At 66.0% G+C, this 23,774-nt stretch carries 23 protein-coding genes; 5 read left to right on the top strand and 18 right to left on the bottom strand.

The window, feature by feature from the left end; translation table 11 throughout:
• The first annotated feature begins 2 nt into the window (after positions 1–2).
• Positions 3–1,535 carry a DHA2 family efflux MFS transporter permease subunit gene (locus NK214_RS08080; protein ID WP_253314181.1) on the top strand — a complete coding sequence of 511 codons (1,533 nt, stop codon included), beginning with the start codon at positions 3–5 and terminating at the stop codon, positions 1,533–1,535.
• Positions 1,536–1,618: 83 nt separating this feature from the next.
• Here the strand turns inward: NK214_RS08080 and NK214_RS08075 are convergent, their stop codons facing one another.
• The 13 genes from NK214_RS08075 to paaG form a co-directional block, all read right to left on the bottom strand.
• Positions 1,619–2,392 carry an enoyl-CoA hydratase-related protein gene (locus tag NK214_RS08075; RefSeq protein WP_253314180.1) on the bottom strand — a complete coding sequence of 258 codons (774 nt, stop codon included), beginning with the start codon at positions 2,390–2,392 and terminating at the stop codon, positions 1,619–1,621.
• Positions 2,392–3,600, bottom strand: coding sequence for a 3-oxoadipyl-CoA thiolase (gene pcaF, locus NK214_RS08070; protein WP_253314179.1), 1,209 nt, complete (start codon positions 3,598–3,600; stop codon positions 2,392–2,394). The genes NK214_RS08075 and pcaF overlap by 1 nt, the downstream gene beginning before the upstream one ends.
• A gap of 15 nt (positions 3,601–3,615) precedes the next feature.
• A complete protein-coding gene (locus NK214_RS08065; RefSeq protein ID WP_253314178.1) occupies positions 3,616–4,389 on the bottom strand; it encodes an enoyl-CoA hydratase-related protein in 774 nt (257 codons plus the stop codon).
• Positions 4,358–4,990, bottom strand: a complete 633-nt coding sequence (locus NK214_RS08060; RefSeq protein ID WP_107800769.1) for a TetR/AcrR family transcriptional regulator — start codon at positions 4,988–4,990, stop codon at positions 4,358–4,360. The genes NK214_RS08065 and NK214_RS08060 overlap by 32 nt, the downstream gene beginning before the upstream one ends.
• Positions 4,991–5,112: 122 nt before the next feature.
• Complete coding sequence (locus tag NK214_RS08055; protein WP_253314177.1) at positions 5,113–6,180, bottom strand: 2Fe-2S iron-sulfur cluster-binding protein; 1,068 nt, start codon at positions 6,178–6,180, stop codon at positions 5,113–5,115.
• Between the two features lie 32 nt (positions 6,181–6,212).
• On the bottom strand, positions 6,213–6,719 hold the full coding sequence (gene paaD, locus NK214_RS08050; protein ID WP_253314227.1) for a 1,2-phenylacetyl-CoA epoxidase subunit PaaD: 507 nt from the start codon (positions 6,717–6,719) through the stop codon (positions 6,213–6,215).
• A complete protein-coding gene (gene paaC, locus NK214_RS08045; RefSeq protein WP_253314176.1) occupies positions 6,719–7,501 on the bottom strand; it encodes a 1,2-phenylacetyl-CoA epoxidase subunit PaaC in 783 nt (260 codons plus the stop codon). The genes paaD and paaC overlap by 1 nt, the downstream gene beginning before the upstream one ends.
• A 10-nt stretch (positions 7,502–7,511) precedes the next feature.
• Positions 7,512–8,006 (bottom strand): hypothetical protein, encoded by a 495-nt coding sequence (locus NK214_RS08040; RefSeq protein ID WP_253314175.1) that lies wholly within the window; start codon positions 8,004–8,006, stop codon positions 7,512–7,514.
• A gap of 12 nt (positions 8,007–8,018) precedes the next feature.
• Positions 8,019–9,002, bottom strand: coding sequence for a 1,2-phenylacetyl-CoA epoxidase subunit PaaA (gene paaA, locus NK214_RS08035; protein WP_253314174.1), 984 nt, complete (start codon positions 9,000–9,002; stop codon positions 8,019–8,021).
• A gap of 122 nt (positions 9,003–9,124) precedes the next feature.
• Complete coding sequence (paaK, locus tag NK214_RS08030; protein ID WP_253314173.1) at positions 9,125–10,438, bottom strand: phenylacetate--CoA ligase PaaK; 1,314 nt, start codon at positions 10,436–10,438, stop codon at positions 9,125–9,127.
• Between the two features lie 119 nt (positions 10,439–10,557).
• On the bottom strand, positions 10,558–10,989 hold the full coding sequence (gene paaI, locus NK214_RS08025) for a hydroxyphenylacetyl-CoA thioesterase PaaI (protein WP_107800774.1): 432 nt from the start codon (positions 10,987–10,989) through the stop codon (positions 10,558–10,560).
• Positions 10,982–12,496, bottom strand: coding sequence for a 3-hydroxyacyl-CoA dehydrogenase (locus NK214_RS08020; protein ID WP_253314172.1), 1,515 nt, complete (start codon positions 12,494–12,496; stop codon positions 10,982–10,984). The genes paaI and NK214_RS08020 overlap by 8 nt, the downstream gene beginning before the upstream one ends.
• Positions 12,497–12,498: 2 nt before the next feature.
• Positions 12,499–13,296, bottom strand: a complete 798-nt coding sequence (gene paaG / locus NK214_RS08015) for a 2-(1,2-epoxy-1,2-dihydrophenyl)acetyl-CoA isomerase PaaG (protein WP_253314171.1) — start codon at positions 13,294–13,296, stop codon at positions 12,499–12,501.
• 200 nt (positions 13,297–13,496) lie between these two features.
• On the opposite strand from paaG, the gene paaN reads away from it, so the two are divergent.
• The 3 genes from paaN to NK214_RS08000 all read left to right on the top strand — a co-directional run bounded on the left by paaN (position 13,497) and on the right by NK214_RS08000 (position 17,296).
• On the top strand, positions 13,497–15,164 hold the full coding sequence (gene paaN, locus NK214_RS08010) for a phenylacetic acid degradation protein PaaN (RefSeq protein ID WP_253314170.1): 1,668 nt from the start codon (positions 13,497–13,499) through the stop codon (positions 15,162–15,164).
• A gap of 201 nt (positions 15,165–15,365) precedes the next feature.
• Positions 15,366–15,674: a DUF485 domain-containing protein gene (locus NK214_RS08005; protein WP_227105329.1), complete on the top strand. Its 309-nt coding sequence runs from the start codon at positions 15,366–15,368 to the stop codon at positions 15,672–15,674.
• Positions 15,671–17,296 (top strand): cation/acetate symporter, encoded by a 1,626-nt coding sequence (locus NK214_RS08000; RefSeq protein ID WP_370646569.1) that lies wholly within the window; start codon positions 15,671–15,673, stop codon positions 17,294–17,296. The genes NK214_RS08005 and NK214_RS08000 overlap by 4 nt, the downstream gene beginning before the upstream one ends.
• Before the next feature lie 6 nt (positions 17,297–17,302).
• On the opposite strand, the gene NK214_RS07995 is transcribed toward NK214_RS08000, so the two are convergent.
• Positions 17,303–18,187, bottom strand: a complete 885-nt coding sequence (locus NK214_RS07995) for a LysR family transcriptional regulator (protein ID WP_107800780.1) — start codon at positions 18,185–18,187, stop codon at positions 17,303–17,305.
• 116 nt (positions 18,188–18,303) lie between these two features.
• Between NK214_RS07995 and NK214_RS07990 the strand changes: the two genes are divergently transcribed.
• Positions 18,304–19,329, top strand: a complete 1,026-nt coding sequence (locus NK214_RS07990) for a YeiH family putative sulfate export transporter (protein WP_107800781.1) — start codon at positions 18,304–18,306, stop codon at positions 19,327–19,329.
• A 72-nt stretch (positions 19,330–19,401) separates the two neighbouring features.
• On the opposite strand, the gene NK214_RS07985 is transcribed toward NK214_RS07990, so the two are convergent.
• From NK214_RS07985 to NK214_RS07970, 4 genes are all read right to left on the bottom strand, one after another.
• On the bottom strand, positions 19,402–19,797 hold the full coding sequence (locus NK214_RS07985; RefSeq protein ID WP_227105333.1) for a DUF2628 domain-containing protein: 396 nt from the start codon (positions 19,795–19,797) through the stop codon (positions 19,402–19,404).
• Between the two features lie 171 nt (positions 19,798–19,968).
• Entirely contained in the window at positions 19,969–21,180 is a 1,212-nt protein-coding gene (locus NK214_RS07980) for a hypothetical protein (protein ID WP_253314169.1), read from the bottom strand.
• 153 nt (positions 21,181–21,333) lie between these two features.
• A complete protein-coding gene (locus NK214_RS07975) occupies positions 21,334–21,522 on the bottom strand; it encodes a YbdD/YjiX family protein (protein ID WP_107800784.1) in 189 nt (62 codons plus the stop codon).
• A complete protein-coding gene (locus NK214_RS07970; RefSeq protein WP_253314168.1) occupies positions 21,522–23,582 on the bottom strand; it encodes a carbon starvation CstA family protein in 2,061 nt (686 codons plus the stop codon). The genes NK214_RS07975 and NK214_RS07970 overlap by 1 nt, the downstream gene beginning before the upstream one ends.
• Positions 23,583–23,774: the final 192 nt, after the last annotated feature.

Below are 23,774 nucleotides of genomic sequence, written 5' to 3'. Positions count from 1 at the left end.
CCATGAATCATCCACCACTGACCGGCTCCAAGCTGGTCTGGATCACGCTGGCGCTGTCGATGTCGGTGTTCATGCAAGTGCTGGACACCACCATCGCCAACGTGGCCTTGCCCACCATCTCGGGCAACCTCGGCGCGGCCACCAGCCAGGGCACCTGGGTGATCACCTCCTTCGGGGTGGCCAACGCCATCGCGGTGCCGCTGACCGGCTGGCTGGCCAAGCGCCTGGGCGAAGTGAAGCTGTTCACCGCCTCCACCCTGCTCTTCGTGCTCACCTCCTGGCTGTGCGGCATGTCCAGCAGCCTGGAAATGCTGATTTTCTTCCGCGTGCTGCAAGGCGCGGTGGCCGGCCCGATGATTCCGCTGTCGCAGAGCCTGCTCTTGTCCTGCTACCCGCCGGAGAAGAAAGGCATGGCGCTGGCGCTATGGGCGATGACAGTGATCGTCGCGCCGGTGTTCGGCCCGATTCTGGGCGGCGTGATCAGCGACAACTGGCACTGGGGCTGGATCTTCTTCATCAACGTGCCGGTGGGACTGGCGGCGGCCTTCATTTCCTGGCGCATCCTCAAGCCGCGTGAAACCGAAACCGTCGATCTGCCTATCGACCGCATCGGCCTCGCTCTGTTGGTGATCGGCGTAGGCTCGCTGCAAATGGTGCTGGACCGCGGCAAAGAGCTGGACTGGTTCAACTCCACCGAGGTAATCACCCTGGCGGTGATCGCGGTGCTGGCGCTGGTCTATCTGGTGATCTGGGAGCTGGGCGAGAAACATCCCATCGTCGACCTGAGCCTGTTCAAGCAGCGCAACTTCACCGTCGGCACCGTCGCCATCAGCCTGGGCTTCATGCTCTACTTCGGCACCGTGGTGCTGCTGCCCCTGATGCTGCAGACCCAGATGGGCTACACCGCCACCTGGGCCGGCCTGGCCGCGGCCCCCATCGGGCTGATCCCGGTGGTGCTGTCGCCCATCATCGGCAAGTACGCGCAGCGGCTGGACATGCGCTGGGTGGTGACGGTGAGCTTCAGCGTGTACGCGATCTGCTTCTTCTGGCGCAGCACCTTCAACCCGCAGATGGACTTCGCCTACGTGGTGTGGCCGCAGGTGGTGCAGGGCATAGGCGTGGCCTGCTTCTTCATGCCGCTGACCACGATCACCCTGTCCGGCCTGCATCCCAGCCAGATCGCCAGCGCGTCCAGCCTGTCCAACTTCCTGCGGATTCTGGCCGGCAGCATCGGCACCTCGATCACCACCACGATGTGGGACCGTCGCGAGGCGATGCACCACGCGCGCCTGACCGAGCATGTCAGCCTCTACGATCAGGCGTCCAACGCCTGGTTCCGGCTGCTGGACATGGCCGGCCTGTCCTCCGGACAGCAGGCGGCGCTGACCTCGTTGCAAATCACCAAGCAGGGCTACATCATGGCGGCCAATGAGATTTTCTGGCTGTCCGGCGTGCTGTTCGTGCTGCTGATCGGCCTGGTGTGGTTCGCCAAGCCGCCGTTCACCGCTGCTGGCGGCGACAGCGGCGCGCATTGAGAACCTGCTTACGATCCGCATCGTAAACAGGGTCTAAGCAAGTCCAGTGGACCGGGCGGCGATGGTATCGTCGCCCGGTTTTTCTATTCTCCCCGAAACACCGCCGCGCGCTTGTCCAGGAAAGCCCGCATGCCCTCCTTCTGATCCCTCGACGCGAACAAGAGCTGATACGCCTTGCGCTCCAGCATCAGCGCCGTCGCCAACGGCGCGTCGGCGCCGGCCAGCACCACTTCCTTGATCTGCTCCACCGCCAGCGGCGGCAGCGCGGCGATCTGCGTCGCCAGCTCCAGTGCGCGCGTATCCAGCGCCTCGTCCGCCGTCACCTCGCTGACCAGGCCCATCGCCAGCGCCCCCGCCGCGCCGATGCGCTCGCCGGTCAACAGCAGCTTCATCGCGCGGAACTTGCCCACCGCCCGCAGCAGCCGCTGGGTGCCGCCGGCGCCCGGCATCACCCCCACCTTGACTTCCGGCTGGCCGAACTGGGCGGATTCGGCGGCGACGATGATGTCGGCGTGCATCGCCAGCTCGCAGCCGCCGCCCAAGGCATAGCCGGCCACCGCCGCGATCACCGGCTTGGGACAGTCGGCAATCGCCTGCCATAGCTTGTGCAGCTGGCGCTGCATCAGCTCTATGCTGCCGCAGTCGGCCATCTCGGTCAGGTCCGCGCCGGCGGCGAAAGCGCGATGGTCGCCGCACAGCAGAATCGCCCTGACGTCGGCCGCGGCGGCCAGCTCCTGGAAACGCCGCGCCAACTCCCGCCGCAGCGCCGTATTCAAGGCATTGAGCGCCTGCGGGCGGTTCAGGCGCAGCCGCGCCACGCCATCGGCCGGATAATCCAGCAAGATCAGTTCGTCCATCACGCCTCCTCCACCCTCTCCAGCACCAGGGCCACGCCCTGGCCGACGCCGACGCACATCGCGCACAGCGCCAGCCTATCTCCGCTGGCCTCCAGCTGACGCAGCGCGGTCAGCGCCAGCCTGGCGCCGGAAGCTCCCAGCGGATGGCCCAGCGCGATCGCGCCGCCGTTGGGGTTGACCCGGGCGTCGTCGTCGGCCAGGCCCAGTTGGCGCATCACCGCCAGCGATTGCGAGGCGAATGCCTCGTTCAGCTCGATCACGTCCATATCCGCCACGCTCAGGCCCAGCCGCCGCAACAGCTTTTCCGCCGCCGGCGCCGGCCCCATGCCCATGATGCGCGGCTCCAGCCCCACCGAGCACATGCCCAGAATCCGCGCCCGCGGACGCAGGCCGTGGCGCTTGAGCCCGGCGCCGCTGGCCAGCAACAGCGCCGCCGCGCCGTCGTTGACGCCGGAGGCGTTGCCGGCGGTGACCGAGCCGTCCGCCACCACGCCCTTGAGCCGCGCCAGCTCCGCCAGCGTGGTGGCCGGCCGCGGGTGTTCGTCCCGGATCACCCGCAGCGGCTCGCCCTTGCGCTGCGGCAGCTCCAAGGCCAGGATCTCCGCGTCGAAGAAACCGCGCTCGCGCGCCGCGGCGTAACGCTGCTGGCTGCGCAGCGCGAAGGCGTCCTGATCGGCGCGGGAAACCTTGAACTGGCGCGCGACGTTTTCCGCGGTTTCCGGCATGGAGTCGATGCCGAACTGACGCTGAAACGCCGGGTTGACGAAGCGCCAGCCTATGGTGCTGTCCTCTACCCGCGCATTGCGCGCGAACGGGCTCTCGGCCTTGCCCAGCACGAAGGGCGCGCGCGACATGCTCTCTACGCCGCCGGCCAGCACCAGTTCGGCTTCGCCTGCGGCGATCGCCCGCGCGGCCAGACCCACCGCGTCCAGTCCGGACGCGCACAGGCGGTTGACCGTGATCGCCGGCGCGGACTGCGGCAGGCCGGCCAGCAAGGCCGCCATCCGCGCCACATTGCGGTTGTCCTCGCCGGCCTGATTGGCGCAGCCCAGAATCACCTCGTCCAGGCAGGACCAGTCCAGCGGATGGCGCCGCATCAGCGCGGCGAGCGGCAGCGCCGCCAGATCGTCGGCGCGCACGCCGGAAAGCGCGCCGCCGTAACGGCCGAACGGGGTGCGAATGCCGTCACAGATATAGGCATGGGGCATGGGAAACCTCCTGGATCAACGGTGTTGGAACTGCGGCGGCCGCTTGTCGAGAAAGGCCTGCATGCCTTCCTTCTGGTCGGCCAGCGAGAAACTGGCGTGAAAGGCGCGCCGTTCGAACAGCAGGCCTTCGGCCAGGCTGGATTCGAAAGCGCGGTTCAAGGACTCCTTGATCAGCATCAGCGCCGGCAGCGAGTAACCCGCCATCCGCGCGGCCAGCGCCTGCGCCGTCGCCAGCACCTCGGCGTCCGCCACCACCCGCGACACCAGGCCGGCGCGCTCGGCTTCGTCGGCGCTATAGAGCTGGCCGCTCAAGCACCATTCCATCGCCTTGGCCTTGCCGATGGCGCGCGGCAGCCGCTGGGTGCCGCCCATGCCGGGCAGGGTGCCCAGCTTGACTTCCGGCTGGCCGAAGCGGGCGGACTCGCCGGCGATGATCACGTCGCACATCATCGCCAGCTCGCAGCCGCCGCCTATCGCCAGGCCGCGCACCGCGGCGATCAGCGGCTTGCGCACGCCGCGCGCGCGCTCCCAGTGCCGGCTTACGTAATCGTCGAGAAAGACTTGCTGATAATCCCATTCGGCCATGCGGCCGATGTCGGCGCCGGCGGCGAAGGCCTGCTCGGTGCCGGACAGCAGAATGACGCTGATGTCGGGATCGCCGTCCGCCGCGTCCAGCGCGGACTCCAGCTCCCGCATCAGCTCGGGGCTCAGCGCATTGAGCTGCGCCGGCCGGTGAATTTCCAGGTGGCAGATCCGCTCAGCGCGGCGCTCCCTCAGATGCTCGCTCATGATCAGTTCCCTCTCCACATCCATACACCCCGTGAAGAAACAACTGGCTGACTATCCGCGCCATGCCCTGCCGGTCCACCGCACCGTCCGCGCGGAACCAGGTGAAGGTCCAGTTCATCATGCCGAACAAGGTCATCGTCACCGGTTTGACCTCCGTCGCCGGCAGCTCCGGCCGCAAGCGGGCGATCAGTTCGGCAAAGGCGGACACCACGCCGGCCTGCTTGGCCTTCACCTTCAGCCGGTCCGCCTCGCCCAGGAATTTGACGTCCTGCACCAAGACCATGTGGTAATGGCGCGAGAACGCGTACTCCTCCATGAAGCGCTCGATCAGCAGCCGCAAATGCGCGTCCGCCGGCAGCGCTTGCCGCGCCGCCTCGTCGACAATGCCCACCAACCTATCCACATAGGTGTCGGCGATGTCGAACAGCAGATGCGATTTGTCGCGGTAGTAGTGATACAGCAGCGGTTTGGACATGCCGCACAGCTCAGCCAGTTGGGCTATCGAAGCACTGGGAAAACTCTGCTCGGCAAACAGGCGGGCAGCGTTCTCCAGTATGTTTTGTTGCTGCGCCTCGTAATTGGGAGATTTTGTTCTGGCCATATCCGCATATCGGTTGAATGAAAAGACCAGACGCGGCACCAGCGAACCTCCCCGATGACTACGAGCCGCCAGGCAAACCCCGGTCAAACCGGGGCTTGCCAGCGGTTCTAGACAAGCAACCGTCAACGCTCATCAAAACTGAGCACCACTTGCTGGGTCCGTGGACGCGCCTGACAGGCGAGCACGAAGCCTTGTTCCACCTCGGCCGCTTCCAGGGCGAAATTCTTGTCCATGGACACGCGGCCGGACAGCACCTTGGCCCGGCAGGTGCAGCATACCCCACCTTGGCAAGAGTAAGGTAGGTCGACCCCGGCCGCGGTAGCCGCTTCCAGGATGCGCTCACCGGCGCTCAGTTCCAGTTGGCGCTGCTGGCCGTCGATGATGAGAGTGACGCTGGCCGCCGGATTGTCCTCGGCCGCCGCTGCCGGTTTGGCCGCACCGCGCCCCGGCACGCCGAAACGTTCGTAATGGATGCGTCCGGCGGCCAGCCCGACGCGCTCCAGGCAGGCGCAGGCCTGATCAATCATATCGTTGGGGCCGCAAACGAAGGCTTCGTCCACCGCGCCGTCCGGCAGCAGCGCGGCCAGCGCCCTGTGCAGCCGTTCGCCGTCGAGACGGCCGTGAAACAGCTCCGGCTGCTGTGCTTCGCGGCTGAGGAAGTGATACACCGCCAGGCGCGCCGGATAGCACGACTTCAGCGCCGCCAGCTCGTCGGCGAACAGAATGCCGCCGCGCCGCCGATTGCCGTACAGCAAGGTGAAACGGCTGTGCGGCTCTCGCCGCAAGGTGGTTTTCAAGGTGGACAGCAAGGGGGTGATGCCGCTGCCGGCGACGATGCCCAGATAGTGCTTGCGCTGCTCCGCCGCCAGCGGCGTGAAAAAGCGCCCCTCCGGCGGCATCGCTTCCACCTCCTGCCCAAGTTGCCAATGCCGGTGGACGTGGCTGGAGAACACGCCGCCCTCCACCCGCTTCACCGCCACCCGTAAAATGCCTTCGTCCGCGCCGCAGCACAGCGAATAAGTGCGCCGCTGCTCCACGCCGTCGATATGTTCGCGAAACACCAGGTGCTGGCCCTGGGTGAAGCGGAAGCGCTCCTTAAACTCCGCCGGCGGCTCCAAGGTCAGCGAAATGGCGTCGTCGGTTTCCTGGCGACGTTCGACGACGCGCAGGCGATGGAAAGCTAGTCTCATCCCGGTCTCCTTACTCCGGTCCCTCAGTGGACTCAGATCGGCTTGAAATACTCGAATGGCTCCAGACAGGCCTCGCAGCGGTAGAGCGCCTTGCAGGCGGTGGAGCCGAACTGGCTCAGCCGCCGGCTGCGGACGGAGCCGCATTGCGGACAGACCGGCGCCGCCGTTTGGAAGCGCAGCGGCTGCCAGTCGTCCTCGGCCGTCCTTGCGCAGGCCGGCGGCGCAATACCGTAACGGCGCAGCTTTTCGCGGCCGTCGGCGCTGATCCAGTCGCTGCTCCAGGCCGGACTCAGCTGGGTGCGCAACACCACCCGCTCTTCGCCCGCCTGACCCAAGGCCTGCCGCACCGAGGCGGCGATGGCCTCGGTCGCCGGGCAGCCGGAATAAGTGGGGGTCAGCGTCACCTCCAGATCCTCCCCCACCCGCGCCACCTTGCGCACGATGCCCAGATCGCACAGCGACACCGCCGGCACCTCGGGGTCCGGCACCTGGTCCAGCACCCGCCAGGCTTGCGCCACGCTCAGCCGCGCGGCGCGCATCACCAGCGCTCTCCGGGATAGGCGCGCTGCAGGAACTGCATCTCCGCCAGCACATGGCCCAAGGATTCGCTGTGTTCGCCGCGCTTGCCGCCGGAGCGATATTCGGTGTCCGCCGGGGGCCGCAGCGTGGCCTCCGCCAGCACCGGCAGCATCAACGCCTCCCATTCCTTCCGCAGAAGAGCCGCTTGCGGCGCGACGCCGTCCAGGCGCCGCTCCAGCGCGTCCTCGTCGAACATCTCGGCCAGATACGGCCACCAATGCGTCAGCGCCCGCTGCATGCGCCGCCGCGATTCGTCGGTGCCGTCGCCCAGCCGCACCACCCACTCCGCCGCGTAGCGCAGGTGGTAGCGGCTTTCCGCCAGCGCCTTGCCGGCGATCGCCGCCAGCCGTGCTTCCGCGCCGTCGCGCAAGGCCCGCCACACAGCCACTTGGTAGGCGCTGAACAGGGCGATGCGCAACACGGTCTGGCCGAAGTCGCCGTTGGGTAGCTCCAGCAAGGTCAGGTTGCGGAACGCCGGCGCGTCGCGCAGATAGGCCAGCGCGTCCTCGTCCCGGCCCCGTCCCTCCCATTCGCCGGCCAGACTCAGCAACAAGCGCGACTGGCCTATCAGATCCAGCGCGATATTGCTCAGCGCGATATCGTCTTCCAACTCCGGCGCGTGGCCGCACCATTCACCCAGGCGCTGGCCCAGCAACAAGGTGTTGTCGCCCAACCGCAGCGCGTATTCGATCAGGTCCGCCGTCGCCGGCGGCTGCGTTTGCACAGCTATCTGCACAGACATCGCGCACTCCTCACATATGGTTCACGGCTTCCGGCAACTGGAAGAAGGTGGGCAAGCGATAAGTCTTGCTGGCCATCGGTTCGAACAGCATCTCGCGTTCGTCCGGCTCGCTGCAGCTCAGCGCCGCGCTGGGCAGCGCCCAGACCGCGCCGGGCGGGAACTCGCCGAAGGCCCGCTCCGCCCGCTCCAAAGCCTGCGATGCCGACGCTGCCAGCAGGCTGGCGACGTGCAGATGATCCAGACCCGGCTTGAGCTGCAAAAACACTTCGTACTGTTGCGGCGCCTCGGCCTCTGTCGCAGACGGCGGCTCGCCGTTCTCGCTTAGGCGGGCGCTGGGCGCCACCCACAGGCTGATGCCCTCTTGGCGGCGGACATAGATGTCTCTGGCCAGCAGCAGCGCATGGCGCGCATCGGCGGCGTGCAGGCTGCTGGAGTGCTTGTATTGCAAGGCGTTGCGGCCAAGGACAAAGACCTCGAAACGCGGCCAGGCGTTAGGCTCGGACATGATGGCTCCTGATCAGGCGGCGGCGCGCGCCGCCTGTTTGTCGGCATAGGCTCGGGCCGCGGCGCGCACCCAGGCCCCCTCTTCATGCGCGCGGACGCGCGCGGCCATGCGTTCGCGGTTGCAGGGGCCGTCGCCCGCCAGCACCCGCTTGAACTCCGTCCAATCCGGCTCGCCGAAGTCGTAATGACCGCGCGCCTCGTTCCAGACCAGCGCCGGGTCCGGCAGCGCGATGCCCAGCACTTCGGCCTGGGGCACGATGGCGTCGACGAACTTCTGCCGCAAATCGTCGTTGGAAATGCGCTTGATGCCCCATTGCATGCTGCTGGCGCTGTGCACCGAATCCCGGTCCGGCGGGCCGAACATCATCAGCACCGGCCACCACCAGCGGTTCACCGACTCCTGCACCATGGCCCGCTGCTCCGCGCTGCCGCCCATCATCGTCAGCAGCAGATCGTAGCCCTGGCGCTGGTGAAAACTTTCTTCCTTGCAGATGCGCACCATGGCGCGGGCGTACGGGCCGTAGGAACAGCGGCACAGCGGAATCTGGTTCATGATCGCCGCGCCGTCCACCAGCCAGCCTATGGTGCCGATGTCGGCCCAGGACAAAGTGGGGTAATTGAAGATGCTGGAGTACTTGGCGCGGCCGGACAGCAAGGTCGCCACCATTTCGTCGCGCGGGCTGCCCAGGGTTTCCGCCGCCGCGTACAGATAAAGGCCGTGCCCGCCCTCGTCCTGCACCTTGGCCAGCAGAATGGCCTTGCGCTTGAGCGTGGGCGCGCGGCCGATCCAGTTGCCTTCCGGCAGCATGCCCACCACTTCGGAATGCGCATGCTGGGAGATCTGCCGCAGCAAGGTTTTGCGGTAGGCGAGCGGCATCCAGTCGCGCGCTTCTATCTTGTCCTCCGCCTGCAGCTTGGCGTCGAAGGCCTGCTGCTGAAGCGACGGCTCAGCCGCCGCCGCGGCGATGTCCGGCTGATCCAGGGCTTGGGTGTACATGGCGCATCCTCCTAGGTGAGCATCGCCGGAAGCGGATGTCCGGCGCGCTGAAACAGCATATTAATTAATTTACCGGTCGTTCAATTAAAATACAAGCATTAACGCAACCTGCCCCTCGTCGCCTAGTCGCGCGGCCGCTTGTCCACCACCCGCCGCGCCTTGCCCACCGAGCGTTCTATGGTCATCGGCTCCACCACCTGCACTGTGGTCGTTACGCCGACATGGCTCTTGATACTGTGCTGCAACTGCCGCGCCGCCAGCTGTTTGGCGTCGTCGCGCGCCGGCCCGCTGGGCTCGCGCTCGACGAAGACCGCCAGACTGTCCAGGTGACCGTCTTTGTCGACCTCCAGATAGAAATGCGGCGCCAGCCCCGTTTGCCGCAGAATCACTTCCTCGATCTGGGTGGGAAACACATTGACGCCGCGGATGATCAACATATCGTCGGACCGGCCGACGATCTTGCCGATGCGCCGCATCGAACGGCTGCTGGGCGGCAGCAGCCGGGTCAGATCGCGGGTGCGGTAGCGGATCACCGGCATCGCTTCCTTGGTCAGCGAGGTCAGCACCAATTCGCCCTCCTCCCCGTCCGGCAGCACTTCGCCGCTGTGCGGATCGATGATTTCCGGGTAGAAGAAATCCTCCCAGATCACCGGGCCGTCCTTGCTTTCCACGCACTCGCTGGCCACGCCCGGCCCCATCACCTCGGACAGGCCGTAAATGTCCACCGCGTCTATGCCGGCGCGGCGCTCGATCTCCTGCCGCATCTGCCCGGTCCACGGCTCGGCGCCGAAGATGCCCACCTGCAAGGAGCAGGCCGCCGCATCCATGTCCCGGCGCTCCATTTCATCGAGGATGTTCAACATATAGGACGGCGTGACCATGATGATGTCCGGGCGGAAATCCTGGATCAGCTGCACCTGGCGCTCGGTCTGACCGCCGGACATCGGCACCACGGTGCACCCCAGGCGTTCCGCGCCGTAGTGCGCGCCCAGGCCGCCGGTGAACAGGCCGTAACCGTAAGCGATGTGCACCATGCTGCCGCGCCGGCCGCCGGCGGCGCGGATGGAACGCGCCACCACCGTGGCCCAGGCCTCGATATCATTGCGGGTGTATCCCACCACCGTGGGCTGGCCGGTGGTGCCGCTGCTGGCGTGGATGCGCGACACCTGGTCTCGCGGCACCGCGAACAGACCGAACGGGTAGTTGTCGCGCAAATCCGCCTTGCTGGTGAACGGGAAGCGGCTCAGATCCTCCAGCCGCCGCAATTGCCGGGGATGGACATCGGCTTGCTCGCACTTGGCGCGAAAGGGCGCGACATTGTCGTAAGTGTGTTGCAGCGTCCATTGCAGACGTTGCAGCTGCAAGGCGGACAGTTCGTCGCGGCTGGCGGTTTCCATCGCGTCCAGCTCGCTGGACATAGGGCGGGTGACGGGCATGGTGCTTCTCCTGTGTGGGTTCGGGGCTGGCTCTGCGGCCAATTGCTGCTGGCTGGACAAGACGGCGGGCTTGCGCTCCTTGGACGGGCGTTGAGAAACAAAAAACGGCATGCGGCCTTTTACTCGGCCCGCTCTCCGCTCCGGTGCGAGCGGCCGCGCAGCAGGGCCAGGGTTTCGCCGCGCTGATTGCTGATCCGCACATCGTAAAGACCTTGCCGAGCCCCCTGATGCAGGCACTCGGCCTCCGCCAGCAGGCAGTCCCCGCCGCGGGCCGGCAGCAGATACTCCACGCTGACGGCCGCGCCGACCGTCCTCGGCCCCCAGCTATTGCAGGCGACGGCGAAGGCGGTGTCCGCCAGCGCGCACAGCAGGCCGCCGTGACACAGCTGGAAGCCGTTGAGCATGTCGTCGCGCACTCGCATGCGTAGCCGGGCCCGGCCCGGCGCCACGTCCAGCAGCTCCATGCCCAGGCTGGCCGACGCCCGATCCTGGCTCAGCATCGCCAGCGCGCTGTTCTCGGCAAGTTGCCGAGCGGCTTCTGTCTCAGTCATGGAAGCGTCCTCCGGACAAGGCCAGCCGCCGCAGCAGCGGCGAGACGCGATAACGATCGTCGCCGTAGTGCGCGTGCAAAGCGTCCAATGTCTGCGCCAGATAGTCCGTGCCGAGCTTATCGGCCCAGGCCAGCGGACCGCGGGGATAAGCGGCGCCCAGGCACATCGCCTGATCCACGCTGTCCGCCGCGGCCACGCCCTGCCCCACCGCGTCGGCCGCCTCGTTGGCCAGCATCGCCACGGTGCGCAACACCGCCATGCCGGCGGCGTCGTCCATCCGCGACACCAGCAGGCCGGCCGCCTGCAACACGCCCTCCGCCCGCGCCGCCGCCTCCGGCGCGGCCTGGTCCGCCACGGCCAGCGCCAGCCGCGGCGCGCTGGCGTAATCCAGAGCCAGATCGAACACCGCCCAGCCGGCGTGGCCGCTGTCCGCGGCGCGGCGGGTGGCGCTGCGGCCGTCGGACAGGGCCAGCCGCAAATCATCCCAACTCAGCCAGCCCTGCTCCGGCCCCGGCTCGCGTTCCAGACGTACGCCGCCGGCCCGCAAGCGCGCCAGCAAGGGTTCGGCCGCGCCCAAGCCGCCATGCACGCGCAGCGCCGCGGGCGCCGCTTGCGGCGGCGCGGCGTCCGGCGCCGGCAAGGCCTGGCCGTAATCGTAAAAGCCGCGACCGCTCTTGCGGCCCAGGCGGCCGGCCGTGACCAACTCCTGCTGCAGCGGCGACGGCCGGAAACGCGGGTCCTGCTGCATCGCCTGATACACCGACTGCGTCACCGCGAAATTCACGTCATGGCCGATCAGGTCCATCAATTCCAAGGGGCCCATCGCGAAGCCGCCGGCTTCGCGCAGCAAGGCGTCCAATGTGGATGGTGCGCAAGCGCCTTCTTGCAGCAGCCGCAAGGCCTCGGCGTAGAAAGGCCGCGCCACCCGGTTGACGATGAAGCCGGGAGTGGACGCGGCCGGCGCCGGCGTCTTGCCCCAAGCGCGCATCCACTGGCACAGACGCTCCGACAAAGCCGGCGCGGTCTCCAGCCCGCTCACCACTTCCACCAGCTTCATCCGCGTGGCCGGATTGAAGAAATGCAGACCGATCACCCGCTCGGGATGACGCAGACCCGCCGCCAGCGCGGTGATGGACAGAGAGGAGGTGTTGCTGGCCAGGATGGCGGCGGCCGGCAACAGGGCGTCCAACTGACGCAGCAGCGCCTGCTTGGCGTCCAGACGTTCGACGATGGCCTCTATCGCCAAGGCGGCGTCGGCCAGCTCCTCCAGACAGGAGGCCGGCCGCAGCCGGCGGCGCGCGGCGTCCAGTTGCGACTGGCTCCATTTGCCGCGCCGGACCAGGCCGGCCCAGTCCGCGGCGATCGCATCAGGCGCCGCCGCCGCCGCGGCCGCGTCCTGATCGTAGAGATAGACCTCATGCCCCGCCGCAGCGGCTACCGCGGCGATGCCGCGCCCCATCGCGCCGGCGCCTATCACCGCCACGCGCTGTTCCTTGTCCGGTTTCATGGTCATCGTCCTCCAAAGCGCGGCGGCCGCTTGCCCAGAAAAGCCGCCACGCCTTCGCGGTAATCGGCGCTGAAGCCCAGCTCCCGCTGCGTGTCGCGCTCCAATTGCAGTTGCCGCTCCAGACTGTTGCCCTCGGCCGCCTGCAGCGCCTGCTTGATCCGCGCGTAGGCCAGCGTCGGCCCGCTGGCCAGTTGCTCGGCAAGCTGCCGCACCGCGGCGGGAAAATCCTCGTCGTCTACGCAGCGCCAGATCAAGCCCCATTGCTCGGCACGCTCAGCCGGCAAGGGCTCGGCCAGCAGCGCCAGCCCCATCGCCCGCGCCTGGCCCAGCAAACGCGGCAGCCAGTAGCTGCCGCCGGCGTCCGGCAGCAGACCGATCTTGCTGAAGGCCTGGATGAAACTCGCCGAGCGGGCGGCGATCACCAGATCGCAAGCCAGGGCGATATTCGCTCCGGCCCCGGCCGCCACGCCGTTGACCGCGGCGATCACCGGCTTGGGCATATCGCGCAGCCGCCGCACCAGCGGCGCGTAGTAAGCCTCGATGGACAAGCCCAGATCCGCCGGCGGCTGTCCCGGCTCCGGCGCTCGGTCGCTCAGATCCTGGCCGGCGCAGAAAGCGCGGCCGGCGCCGGTCAGCACCAGCGCCCGGACCTCGACGTCGTCGCGCAGGCGGTCCAAGGCCGCCGCCAAGGCCTGGTGCATGGCGGGGTTGAAGCTGTTCAGCCTTTGCGGCCGATTCAGCGTCACGGTCGCCACTCCGGCCTCCAGATTCACCTCAATACTCGTTTCCGCTGCCTGCATGCTCGCCTCCCCTTTGGGCGCGGCCTTGGCTCAACTGGCCAAGCCGCCACTTCGGCAAACGCTATCATTGACCGACCGGAAAATCAATTATAAGCTGACCCACATCAATGACAGTGCGCTGAAACTGTTGTTACCGTACCCGGCTTGCCGCTGACATGGCGCAGGCCGGCCTCTCATCCCTCCGCCCGAGGAGAACGTCCATGTCTCACCCTCTGTTCCAGCAGCATCAAGCCACCTTGGACCAGGCCCTGCAGGCCTTGAGCGAGCGCCAGTACTGGTCCCCGCACCCGGAAATGCCCAGCCCCAGAACTTATGGCGAAACCGCCGCCGCGGACGGCCAGGCGGCGTTTGAGGCTTTATTGCAACAAGACTTCCAGCTGGACGGCCTGCCGGCCGGCCAGGGCTGGGTGGGCAGCGAACGCTCTCCCTATCGCGGCGCTTTGCGCATCCGCTATCCGCGCCATGACGCCGACGCCTTGCTGAGCGCCTCCACCGCGGCGCTGCAATCGTGGCGGCAAGCCGGCCCGCAGGCCTGGGTGGGCGTCTGCCTGGAAATCATTCAGCGGCTGAACCGCCGCAGCTTCGAGATCGCCCACGCGGTGATGCACACCACCGGCCAGGCCTTCATGATGGCCTTCCAGGCCGGCGGCCCGCATGCGCAGGACCGCGCCTTGGAGGCCGTGACCTACGCCTGGCGCGAGATGTCGGCCATTCCCGGACACTGCCGCTGGAGCAAGCCGCAGGGCAAACATGAGCCGCTGGTGCTGGAGAAAAGCTGGAAGGTGATCCCGCGCGGCGTCGGCCTGGTGATAGGCTGCAGCACCTTTCCCACCTGGAACGGCTATCCGGGGCTGTTCGCCAGCCTGGCCACCGGCAACAGCGTCATCGTCAAGCCGCATCCCGGCGCGGTGCTGCCGCTGGCCCTGACGGTGCGCATCGCCCGCGAAGTGCTGGCCGAGGCCGGTTTCGATCCCAATACCGTGCTGCTGGCGGCGAACCAGCACGGCGAGCCGCTGGCCAGCCTGTTGGCTCAGCGGCCGGAGGTGAAGCTGATCGACTTCACCGGCAGCAGCGCTCACGGCGAGTGGCTGGAGAGCCAGTGCCGCCACGCTCAGGTCTACACCGAAAAAGCCGGCGTCAACTGCGTGGTGCTGGACTCCACCGCCGATTTCCCCGGCCTGTGCCGCAACCTCGCGCTGTCGCTGGCGCTGTACAGCGGCCAGATGTGCACCGCGCCGCAGAATATTTTCATCCCGGCCGACGGCATCCACACGCCCGAAGGCAAGCTGTCCTATCAGCAAACGGTGGAAGGCCTGTGCGCGGCGCTGGAAGCGCTGTGCGCGGAACCGGCCAAGGCGGTGGAACTGCTGGGCGCGCTTCAGAACCCCGGCGTGGTCCAAAGGCTGGAGGCGGCGCGCGCGCTGGGCCGGCCGGCGCTGGACAGCCGGAGGCTGAGCCACCCGCAATACCCGGAAGCCGAGGTGCGCACCCCGCTGTTGCGCCAGTTGACGATGGAGGACCGCGCCGTTTACGAGCAGGAACACTTCGGGCCGATCAGCTTCCTGATTCAGACGCCGGACAGCGCCGCCGCGCTGCGCCAGGCGGAAGACAGCATGCGCCGCCACGGCGCCCTGAGCTTCTCGGTCTACAGCACGGACCAGCAGGTGCAGGCGCTGGCCCGACAGGCGGCGGAAAACGCCTGCGTGTCGCTGGCGCTCAATTTCACCGGCGCGGTGATGGTCAATCAGTCCGCCGCCTTCAGCGACTTCCACGGCAGCGGCGGCAATCCGGCGGCCAACGCCAGCTTGTCCGACAGCGCCTTCGTCGCCAACCGCTTCCGCGTGGCGCAAACCCGCAGCTTCGTCTGAGCCCCGGCCCCGGTCTCGGCCGGGGCGCCACCCGCCATCGTCAAAAGCGCGTTTACGATCCGGCAAGCCGGAGCGAGACAAGGCCTTGCCGCGGAAGAACAGGAATGTGCCGGCGATACGCCGGCGTTCTTGCGCGGCGCTCGCCGGCTAACGCTCCACGCCGCGCAGTTGATCGTAAGCCGCTGGTTAAGGAGCCGCGCCATGAGCCCGCAACAACAGCAAGCGATTCTGAATCATCCCGCCTTTCAACAACTGGCCCGCGGCAAAGCGCGGCTGGGCTGGAGCCTGACCGCCGTCATGCTGCTGCTCTATTACGGCTTCATCCTGGTGCTGGCCTTCGCACCGCAGTGGCTGGCCCGGCCCATAGGCGCCGGCGTCACCACCGTGGGCATGCCGGTGGGCGTCGCCATCATCCTGGCCGCCTTCGCGCTGACCGGGATCTACGTGCGCCAGGCCAACAAGCGGCTGGACCCGCTGAACGAACAAGTGCTGAAGGAGTGCCGGCCATGAGAATCCCTGTCGCCATGCTGGCGCTGACGCTGGCCGGCCCCGCCTGGGCCCAGTCCGGCGCGCAACGGCCCTTGAACTGGAACGCCATCCTGATGTTCCTGCTGTTTGTGGCGCTGACCCTGTTCATCACCGCTTGGGCCGCCCGTCGCACCCGTTCCGCCTCGGACTTCTATACCGCCGGCGGCGGCGTCACTCCCCTGCAAAACGGCCTGGCCATCGCCGGCGACATGATCTCCGCCGCCTCCTTCCTTGGCATCTCCGCGATGATGTTCAGCAAGGGCTACGACGGCCTGATCTATGCGCTGGGCGTGTTGGCCGGCTGGCCCATCATCATGTTCCTGATCGCCGAGCGGCTGCGCAATCTGGGCCGCTTCACCTTCGCCGACGTGGTGTCCTACCGCTTGAGCCAGACCCCGGTGCGCATCACCGCCGCCTGCGGCACGCTGACGGTGGCGCTGCTCTATCTGGTGGCGCAGATGGTGGGCGCCGGCAAGCTGATCGAACTGCTGTTCGGCGCCAGCTACCTGAGCGCCGTGATCATCGTCGGCGCGCTGATGGTCTTGTACGTGATGTTCGGCGGCATGCTGGCCACCACCTGGGTGCAGATCGTCAAGGCGGTGCTGCTGCTGTCCGCCACCAGCTTCATGGCCTTCATGGTCTGGCGACGCTTCGGCTATAGCAGCGAGGCCGTGTTCGCCGCCGCCGCCGAGCTCCGCGGCCAGGCCATCCTGGCGCCGGGCGGCCTGGTGTCCAATCCGGTGGACGCCGTCTCCCTGGGGCTGGGCATGATGTTCGGCACCGCCGGCCTGCCGCATGTGCTGATGCGCTTCTTCACCGTGGCCGACGCCCGCGCCGCGCGCCAATCCGTGTTCTACGCCACCGGCTTCATCGGTTATTTCTATCTGCTGCTGATCCTGGTGGGCTTTGGCGCCATCCTCATCGTCGGCGGCGACGCCGGCTTTCGCGACGCAGACGGCGGCATTGTCGGCGGCGCCAATATGGTGGCGGTGCACCTGGCCCAGGCGGTGGGCGGCAATCTGTTCCTCGGCCTGGTGTCGGCGGTGGCCTTCGCCACCATTCTCGCCGTGGTGGCCGGCCTGGCCCTGTCGGCCGCGTCGGCGGTGTCCCACGACCTGTACGCGGTGGCGCTGCGCAAAGGCAAGGTGAGCAGCGCCGAGGAAATGCGGGTGTCGCGGCTGGCCACGCTGGTCATCGGACTGCTGGCCATTCTGCTGGGCTTGTTGTTCGAGAAGCAGAACATCGCCTTCCTGTCCGGCCTGGTGCTGGCGATTGCCGCCTCGGTGAATTTCCCGGTGCTGTTCCTGGCGATGTTCTGGCCCCGGCTCACCACCCGCGGCGCGGTGGGCGGCAGCCTGGCCGGCCTGGCGTCCGCCATCGCGCTATTGGCGCTGGGGCCCATGGTATGGGTGGATATCCTGGGCCATCCGCGGCCGATCTTCCCCTACGCCAACCCGGCGCTGTTTTCCATGAGCGCGGCCTTCGCCTGCGCCTGGTTATTGTCGATCTGCGATCGTTCGTCACAGGGCCAATTGGAACGCAGCCGCTTCCCGGCGCAATACATCCGCGCGCTGACCGGACTGGGGACCGGCGCCAAGCCCTGATGGGGTTCAGGCCAGCAGCGCCGCCATCGTCATGTTCTGGAACGCGGCCATGCCGCGGGTCAGCGTCTTGTCGCGGTGCTGCACCTGGTACAAGGTGCGCGTCAGCACCGGCAGGCCGGCGTTCAGCTCCACCACCGCGCCGGTCTGCAACAGATCGGCCACCACCCGCCGCGACAGGCAGCTGACCCCCAGGCCGGCAGCCACCGCGTGCTTGATCGCTTCGGAATGGCCCAGCTCCATGCTGACGTTGAGCATGGCCAGGTGCGGCAGCAATAGCCGATCCACCTCCTCGCGCGTGCCGGAGCCGGCTTCGCGCAGAATCCATTCCGCTTGCGCCAGGTCCTGGCGCGCCGCCTCGCCCCGCGCCAGCGGGTGATCCGCGGCGGCGAACACCACCAGCTCATCCTGTCTCCAGGGCTGGGCGACCAGATCCGGGTGATGGCAAGGCCCTTCGATGAAACCGAAGTCCACCCGCAGGGCCGCCACCGCGTCGACGATGTCGCGGGTATTGGCCACGTCCAGCTCCAAGCGCGCCAGCGGCCAGGCGGCGCGGAAGGCCGCCAGCTGCTGCGGCAGCAGATAGTTGGCCACCGTGCTGCTGGCGCCTATCTTCAAGGACATCGCCCCGGCGTTGAACAGACTCTGCATGTCCTGAGCCGCGTCCAGCATGGCCCGCGCCTTGGGCCACAGCAGCCGGCCATGCTCGTTCAGGCTCAGCCGTTTGCCGATGCGGTCGAACAAGCGCACGTCTAGGCCGGTTTCCAGCTTGTCCAGCGCCTGGCTGGCGGCGGACTGGGTCAGCGCCACCTGTTGAGCCGCCTGAGTGACGGTGCCGTATTCGGCCACCGCGACGAAGACCTCCAGCTCGCGCAGGGTCAGCTTCAAGGCCATACCCCCTCCTTATATTGATTTTGCTACTGACATATATCCATTTTATCCGTTTCTCTACTGAAAACGAGGGGCGTATCGTTAGCCTCATCCGCCATAGACCAAACAGGCATTTACTTATGACAAACCTTCGCCAAATCATGCCGGGCCTGGCGTTGGCCATCGCCCTCGCCGTCGCCGCGCTCTACGCCGCGGATTTGCCGGCGATGAAACATCTGGGCTTCTCCGCCCTCACCCTCGCCATCCTGGGCGGCATGCTGATAGGCAACACCGTCTACCGCTACTTCGCCGGCGCCAGCCACCACGGCATCCAGTTCTCCAAGCAGAAGCTGCTGCGCCTGGGCATCATCCTGTTCGGCTTCAAGCTGACCTTCCAGGACATCGCCGCCGTCGGCTTCGCCGGCGTGCTGATCGACACCCTGGTGCTGTGCACCACCTTCCTGCTGGCCTTCCGCATCGGCCGCAAGTATTTGGGCATGGACGAGCAAAGCGTGATCCTGATCGGCGCCGGCAGCTCCATCTGCGGCGCGGCCGCGATCCTGGCCACCGAACCGGTGCTCAAGGCCCACGCGGAAAAAGTGGCGGTGGCTGTCGCCACCGTGGTGGTGTTCGGCACCGTGGCGATGTTCCTGTGGCCGATGCTGTATCAGTGGACCAGCCATCTGGGCATTTCCGAGTTCAGCTACGGCGTGTTCGCCGGCTCCACCATCCATGAAGTAGCGCAGGCGGTTGCCGCCGGCAAATCCGTCAGCGAGGCCGCGATGACCACAGCGGTGATCACCAAGATGATACGGGTGATGATGTTGGCGCCCTTCCTGATCGCCCTGTCCAGCTGGCTGGCCGCCAAGCCGCACGGCAGCCGTCAGCAGAAGGGCCGCATCGCCATCCCCTGGTTCGCCGTCGCCTTCCTGGGCGTGGCCGCCTTCAACTCCTTCAATCTGCTGCCGGCCGCATGGGTCAACGCCATCGTCTCCCTGGACAATCTGCTGCTGGCCGCCGCGATGGGCGCGTTGGGCATCACCACCCATTTCTCCGCCATCCGTCAGGCCGGCGCCAAACCGATGTTGCTGGCGTCCATCCTGTTTGGCTGGCTGATCGTCGGCGGCGGCCTGATCAACTTCGGCGTCAGCCATCTGCTGCACTAAACGCCGCTCCCGCAAAAACAAAACCGCCCGGTTTGCGCCGGGCGGTTTTTTTCACTGAGCGGCCATCATGGTTTAGAACAAGCCACGGAAAGGGTTCCACCCCTTATAGCCTTTGACCTTCTTTTGGTAATACAGATAATTCACCGACATGCCGGCCAGCGCGCTAAAGCCGAAACCAAGCCCGCGGGTGATCGACTCAGGCACATCCAGCAAGACGAGGACCAGGTTGATCAGCAGCGCCACGCCCAACAAGGACAGCATGTTCTTCCACAAGCCCAACACCAGGTAATAGATTGGCCAGAAGAAAAAAGCGATGAAATTCATCTGCACCTTAAGGCGGTCGCCAAACGACAAGGCTTTGAACGCCTCCTTGTAACTGGCGCTATTCGGCGCGCCGTGCTGATCGAAGAAGGCAAAGCGCATCTGCCATTTGTCGCTGTAAGCGGTGTAAGCGGAAGGTTCTGACATGGCTTTTCCATATGTGGTTAATAATGACATTATTTTGCGACATGCCAAAGGATAGGACAATGAAATCGCGGTCAGGACCAGTCCCAAGCCCAAACAAAACCGCCCGGCTTGCGCGCGGGCGGTGGCAGTGGTTTTACATCCTGGGTGGGCATGCAACCGACTCGCTCCCGCTCAACCGCCTGATGAATCCATTGTCACTCCCGATACTTGCTCACGCGACAAGCCCTTCATCAACATCAGCCGGCTTTGCACCAAGGCGGTGGCGAACTGTTTCTTGAAGTTGTCAGCCGGGCGCCAGTCCTTCCCGTCCTGAACAAAGCCAAACTCCCCTTCCAGCAACAAGCGGTCCTCCTTGCCGATCGCCACCATGAACGGGTCGCGATATTGCACCATCAGCTTGCAGCTCCAGACACCCCCCGCTCCTTGTGCGCAATCGTTCAAAGGCAGCACTTCGCCGAGGGCGGATTCCGGCTGACCAGCCGCTCCTTGCATACGGGCCAAAGCATCGGCGACGGATCCGCCCAGCTTGCTATAATCCAACACGCCTTTTTGCAGCGCCTGCCTCACGCCCTCCCGCCCCAAAGGCTTGCCCAGTTCCGGTAGTACGCCATCCGAATTCAACTGAGCGTAACGTGCGCGCAGCAAACTCTCGTCGCCCCCCATCACGAAGATATCTTCGCCCTTCCCCTTCACCTCGTAAGCGATGGGCGCGCGCTCTTCACCCGCCACCAGCACCGCCACGCAGCCACGGGTGCGCTCCGTCTTGATGTATCCCAGCTCCTTGACCTGTTCCAACTTGAGGTTCCGCAAATTGCCCGCTACCGGCGCGCTCGCGCTGGGTTTTCGCGACATCATGTGCGCCTGCGCCGACCACAAAGACTCATGTATGCTTTTCTTCACCACGGACGCTTCGCATCTCGGCACCAGCGGCGGTGTCAGAAAATACCAGCCGGCCGCGCCGAGCAAGGCCGCGCACCCCAAGCCCCAAGCCAGCTTCCCGCGCCATGTCGTCGCCTTTTGTTGCTGGAGCAGCGCCAATTCCAGCTCCAGATCCTGGTTGTATTCATCCACCGCCTGCCTGCGCACCGCATTGGACGTGAAACCTTCGTCCGCATCCGCCTTGGCTTCGATTTCAATCATTTGCTCAAAGCTCAGCACTTCCTCCTCTTCCAACCAGTCCAGGCCTCCGCCCAAGGTGGAGAAGGGCTCCGCGCCCTGCTCGCGCAGTTTGTCGCGCGCGGCTTCGTAAATCGCCTGGTCAATCACTCCGCCCGCCAGCAGACGGTCAAGAATCGGGCTTGCAAACGTGGAATCGCTCATATCGTCCATCAACGGCGCGCATTTCGCATACGCAGCCGGGCTAGTGGAAAGGGCGTTCAGCATAACCCACGCCTAAAACTCAAGCCAATTTGGATTTAAAATCCACAAAAAAATGCCAAAAAAATAGAAACACAATTTCCACGGAGCGCGCCCGCGCATGCAATGAAAAACGCCCGGCCAAGCCGGGCGCTATCAAGTATGACTAACCGTTAGAACTCAGCACGGACACTTCTTCATGCTCTTGCCGCCATAGCGTTCGTCCTGACAACGGCGGAAGAAAGCCTCGCGGCTCATCACCTCCGCCTTGGGATCGAAGCGGCGGCGGCTGGCGACGTAAGCGTCGTAATCCTTGACCCCCACCATCAGCCGGGCGGTTTTCGCCCATTGTTGCCATAGCTTGCCCATCACGCGCCCTCCTCCCGGAACATGGCCGGCACCTCCTTGGCGGTGGACCATTTCACCGCCAGGGACTTGCGCATCACGTTCAGCGCAAACGCCAGCATGGCGATCACCACCGCCATGAACAGCGCCGTCAAAGTGGCGTCCACATAGTCATTGAAGATGATCTGATGCATTTGCGCCATATTCTTGGCCGGCGCCAGCACCTCGCCCTTGGCCGCGGCGGCGGAGAATTTTTCCGCGTGGGCCAGGAAGCTGATCTTGGGACTGGCGTGGAACAGCTTCTGCCAGCCGGCGGTCAGCGTCACCACCAGCAGCCACAAGGTGGGCACGGCGGTGACCCAGATGTAGCGGGTTTTCTGCATTTTGATCAGCACCGCGGTGGCCAGAATCAGCGCGATGCCGGCCAGCATCTGGTTGGCGATGCCGAACAGCGGCCACAAGGTGTTGATGCCGCCCAACGGATCCACCACGCCCTGGTAGAGGAAGTAGCCCCAGCCGGTCACCGCCAGGCCGGTGGCGATCAGGTTGGCCGCCCAGGATTCCGTGTTGGCCATAGGCTTGACCACCAGGCCCAGCAGATCCTGGATCATGAAGCGCAGCACACGGGTGCCGGCGTCGATGGTGGTCAGGATGAACAGGGCTTCGAACAGAATGGCGAAGTGATACCAGAAGGCCATCATCGCCGGCCCGCCTATCACATTGGACAGAATGTGCGCCATGCCCACCGCCAAGGTCGGCGCGCCGCCGGCGCGGGACAGGATGGTGCTCTCGCCCACGTCCTTGGCCATCTGGGTCAACATGTCCGGCGTGATGAGGAAGCCCCAGCTGGAAATCACCTGGGCGGCTTCCTCCGCGGTCTTGCCTATCACTGCCGCCGGGCTGTTCATCGCGAAGTACACGCCCGGATCCAGCACGCAGGCGGCGATCAACGCCATGATGGCGACGAAGCTTTCCATCAGCATGGAGCCGTAGCCTATCATGCGGGCGTGGGTTTCGTTCTCCAGCATCTTGGGCGTGGTGCCCGAAGCCACCAGCGCGTGGAAACCGGACACCGCGCCGCAGGCGATGGTGATGAACAGGAAGGGGAACAGATTGCCGGCGAACACCGGGCCGCTGCCGTCGATGAATTTGGTCACCGCAGGCATGTGCATATTGGGCGCCACGATCATGATGCCGATGGCCAGGCCGACAATGGTGCCGATTTTCAGGAAGGTGGACAGGTAGTCCCTCGGCGCCAGCAACAGCCATACCGGCAGCACCGAGGCGACGAAGCCGTAGCCGATCAGCGTCCAGGCCAGCGTGGTGCCGCTCAGGGTGAACAAGGGCGCCAGGGTTTCGTTCTTGGCGATGTCGCCGCCGTAAACAATGGCCAGCATCAGCAGGATGAAGCCGATGACGGAGATCTCGCCGATCTTGCCCGGCCGGATGTAGCGGGTGTAAACGCCCATGAACAGCGCGATCGGTATCGTGGCGGCAATGGTGAAGGTGCCCCACGGGCTGCCGGTCAGCGCCTTGACCACCACCAGCGCCAGCACCGCCAGCAGGATGACCATGATCATCAGGATGCCGATGGAGGCGATGACGCCGGGGATGGCGCCCAGTTCGGTGCGGATGATCTCGCCCAGCGATTTGCCGTCGCGGCGCACCGACAGGAACAGGATCAGGAAATCCTGCACCGCGCCGGCCAGCATCACGCCGACCAGAATCCACAGCGTGCCCGGCAGATAACCCATCTGCGCGGCCAGCACCGGTCCCACCAGCGGCCCGGCGCCGGCGATGGCGGCGAAGTGGTGGCCGAACAACACCCATTTATTGGTGGGCACGTAGTCCAGGCCGTCATTGTATTTTTCCGCCGGGGTCAGCCGGCGAGCGTCCAGTTCCAGCACTTTGTGGGCGATGAAGCGGCCGTAAAAGCGATAGGCGATGGAGTAGACAGACACCGCCGCCACGATCAGCCAGACCGCGTTGACCGGCTCGCCGCGATTGAGGGCCACCACGGCGAAGGCCGCCGCGCCCGCCAGGGCGACGGCCAGCCACACGGCCCATTCTCTTATCTGTTGCATATGGCAAGTTCCTATTCTCTTTATCCCGTTTTAATTCATCGGTCCCTGGCGGCAACGGCGGCCACGGCCGGCTTTTTGTGCCTGACCGATTCTGGATTGATAGCGCCGGAAAATCAAGCAAGCCAAATCATTTGCAAAAACTATCGATAGTTTATGACGAATAGCAGTCACGATAATGCTAAAGTCGCCGGC

This window comes from Chromobacterium sp. S0633, from assembly GCF_024158805.1.
Classification (GTDB): Bacteria; Pseudomonadota; Gammaproteobacteria; order Burkholderiales; family Chromobacteriaceae; genus Chromobacterium.
The sequence above is the reverse complement of the archived record's forward strand: the minus strand, read 5'-3'. Positions and strand labels throughout refer to the sequence as shown.

Coding starts and splice junctions, on each gene's coding strand:
- NK214_RS08080 (WP_253314181.1), top strand. CDS start 3: ATGAATCATCCACCACTGACCGGCTCCAAGCTGGTCTGGATCACGCTG.
- NK214_RS08075 (WP_253314180.1), bottom strand. CDS start 2,392: ATGGACGAACTGATCTTGCTGGATTATCCGGCCGATGGCGTGGCGCGG.
- pcaF (WP_253314179.1), bottom strand. CDS start 3,600: ATGCCCCATGCCTATATCTGTGACGGCATTCGCACCCCGTTCGGCCGT.
- NK214_RS08065 (WP_253314178.1), bottom strand. CDS start 4,389: ATGAGCGAGCATCTGAGGGAGCGCCGCGCTGAGCGGATCTGCCACCTG.
- NK214_RS08060 (WP_107800769.1), bottom strand. CDS start 4,990: ATGGCCAGAACAAAATCTCCCAATTACGAGGCGCAGCAACAAAACATA.
- NK214_RS08055 (WP_253314177.1), bottom strand. CDS start 6,180: ATGAGACTAGCTTTCCATCGCCTGCGCGTCGTCGAACGTCGCCAGGAA.
- paaD (WP_253314227.1), bottom strand. CDS start 6,719: ATGCGCGCCGCGCGGCTGAGCGTGGCGCAAGCCTGGCGGGTGCTGGAC.
- paaC (WP_253314176.1), bottom strand. CDS start 7,501: ATGTCTGTGCAGATAGCTGTGCAAACGCAGCCGCCGGCGACGGCGGAC.
- NK214_RS08040 (WP_253314175.1), bottom strand. CDS start 8,006: ATGTCCGAGCCTAACGCCTGGCCGCGTTTCGAGGTCTTTGTCCTTGGC.
- paaA (WP_253314174.1), bottom strand. CDS start 9,002: ATGTACACCCAAGCCCTGGATCAGCCGGACATCGCCGCGGCGGCGGCT.
- paaK (WP_253314173.1), bottom strand. CDS start 10,438: ATGCCCGTCACCCGCCCTATGTCCAGCGAGCTGGACGCGATGGAAACC.
- paaI (WP_107800774.1), bottom strand. CDS start 10,989: ATGACTGAGACAGAAGCCGCTCGGCAACTTGCCGAGAACAGCGCGCTG.
- NK214_RS08020 (WP_253314172.1), bottom strand. CDS start 12,496: ATGAAACCGGACAAGGAACAGCGCGTGGCGGTGATAGGCGCCGGCGCG.
- paaG (WP_253314171.1), bottom strand. CDS start 13,296: ATGCAGGCAGCGGAAACGAGTATTGAGGTGAATCTGGAGGCCGGAGTG.
- paaN (WP_253314170.1), top strand. CDS start 13,497: ATGTCTCACCCTCTGTTCCAGCAGCATCAAGCCACCTTGGACCAGGCC.
- NK214_RS08005 (WP_227105329.1), top strand. CDS start 15,366: ATGAGCCCGCAACAACAGCAAGCGATTCTGAATCATCCCGCCTTTCAA.
- NK214_RS08000 (WP_370646569.1), top strand. CDS start 15,671: ATGAGAATCCCTGTCGCCATGCTGGCGCTGACGCTGGCCGGCCCCGCC.
- NK214_RS07995 (WP_107800780.1), bottom strand. CDS start 18,187: ATGGCCTTGAAGCTGACCCTGCGCGAGCTGGAGGTCTTCGTCGCGGTG.
- NK214_RS07990 (WP_107800781.1), top strand. CDS start 18,304: ATGACAAACCTTCGCCAAATCATGCCGGGCCTGGCGTTGGCCATCGCC.
- NK214_RS07985 (WP_227105333.1), bottom strand. CDS start 19,797: ATGTCAGAACCTTCCGCTTACACCGCTTACAGCGACAAATGGCAGATG.
- NK214_RS07980 (WP_253314169.1), bottom strand. CDS start 21,180: ATGCTGAACGCCCTTTCCACTAGCCCGGCTGCGTATGCGAAATGCGCG.
- NK214_RS07975 (WP_107800784.1), bottom strand. CDS start 21,522: ATGGGCAAGCTATGGCAACAATGGGCGAAAACCGCCCGGCTGATGGTG.
- NK214_RS07970 (WP_253314168.1), bottom strand. CDS start 23,582: ATGCAACAGATAAGAGAATGGGCCGTGTGGCTGGCCGTCGCCCTGGCG.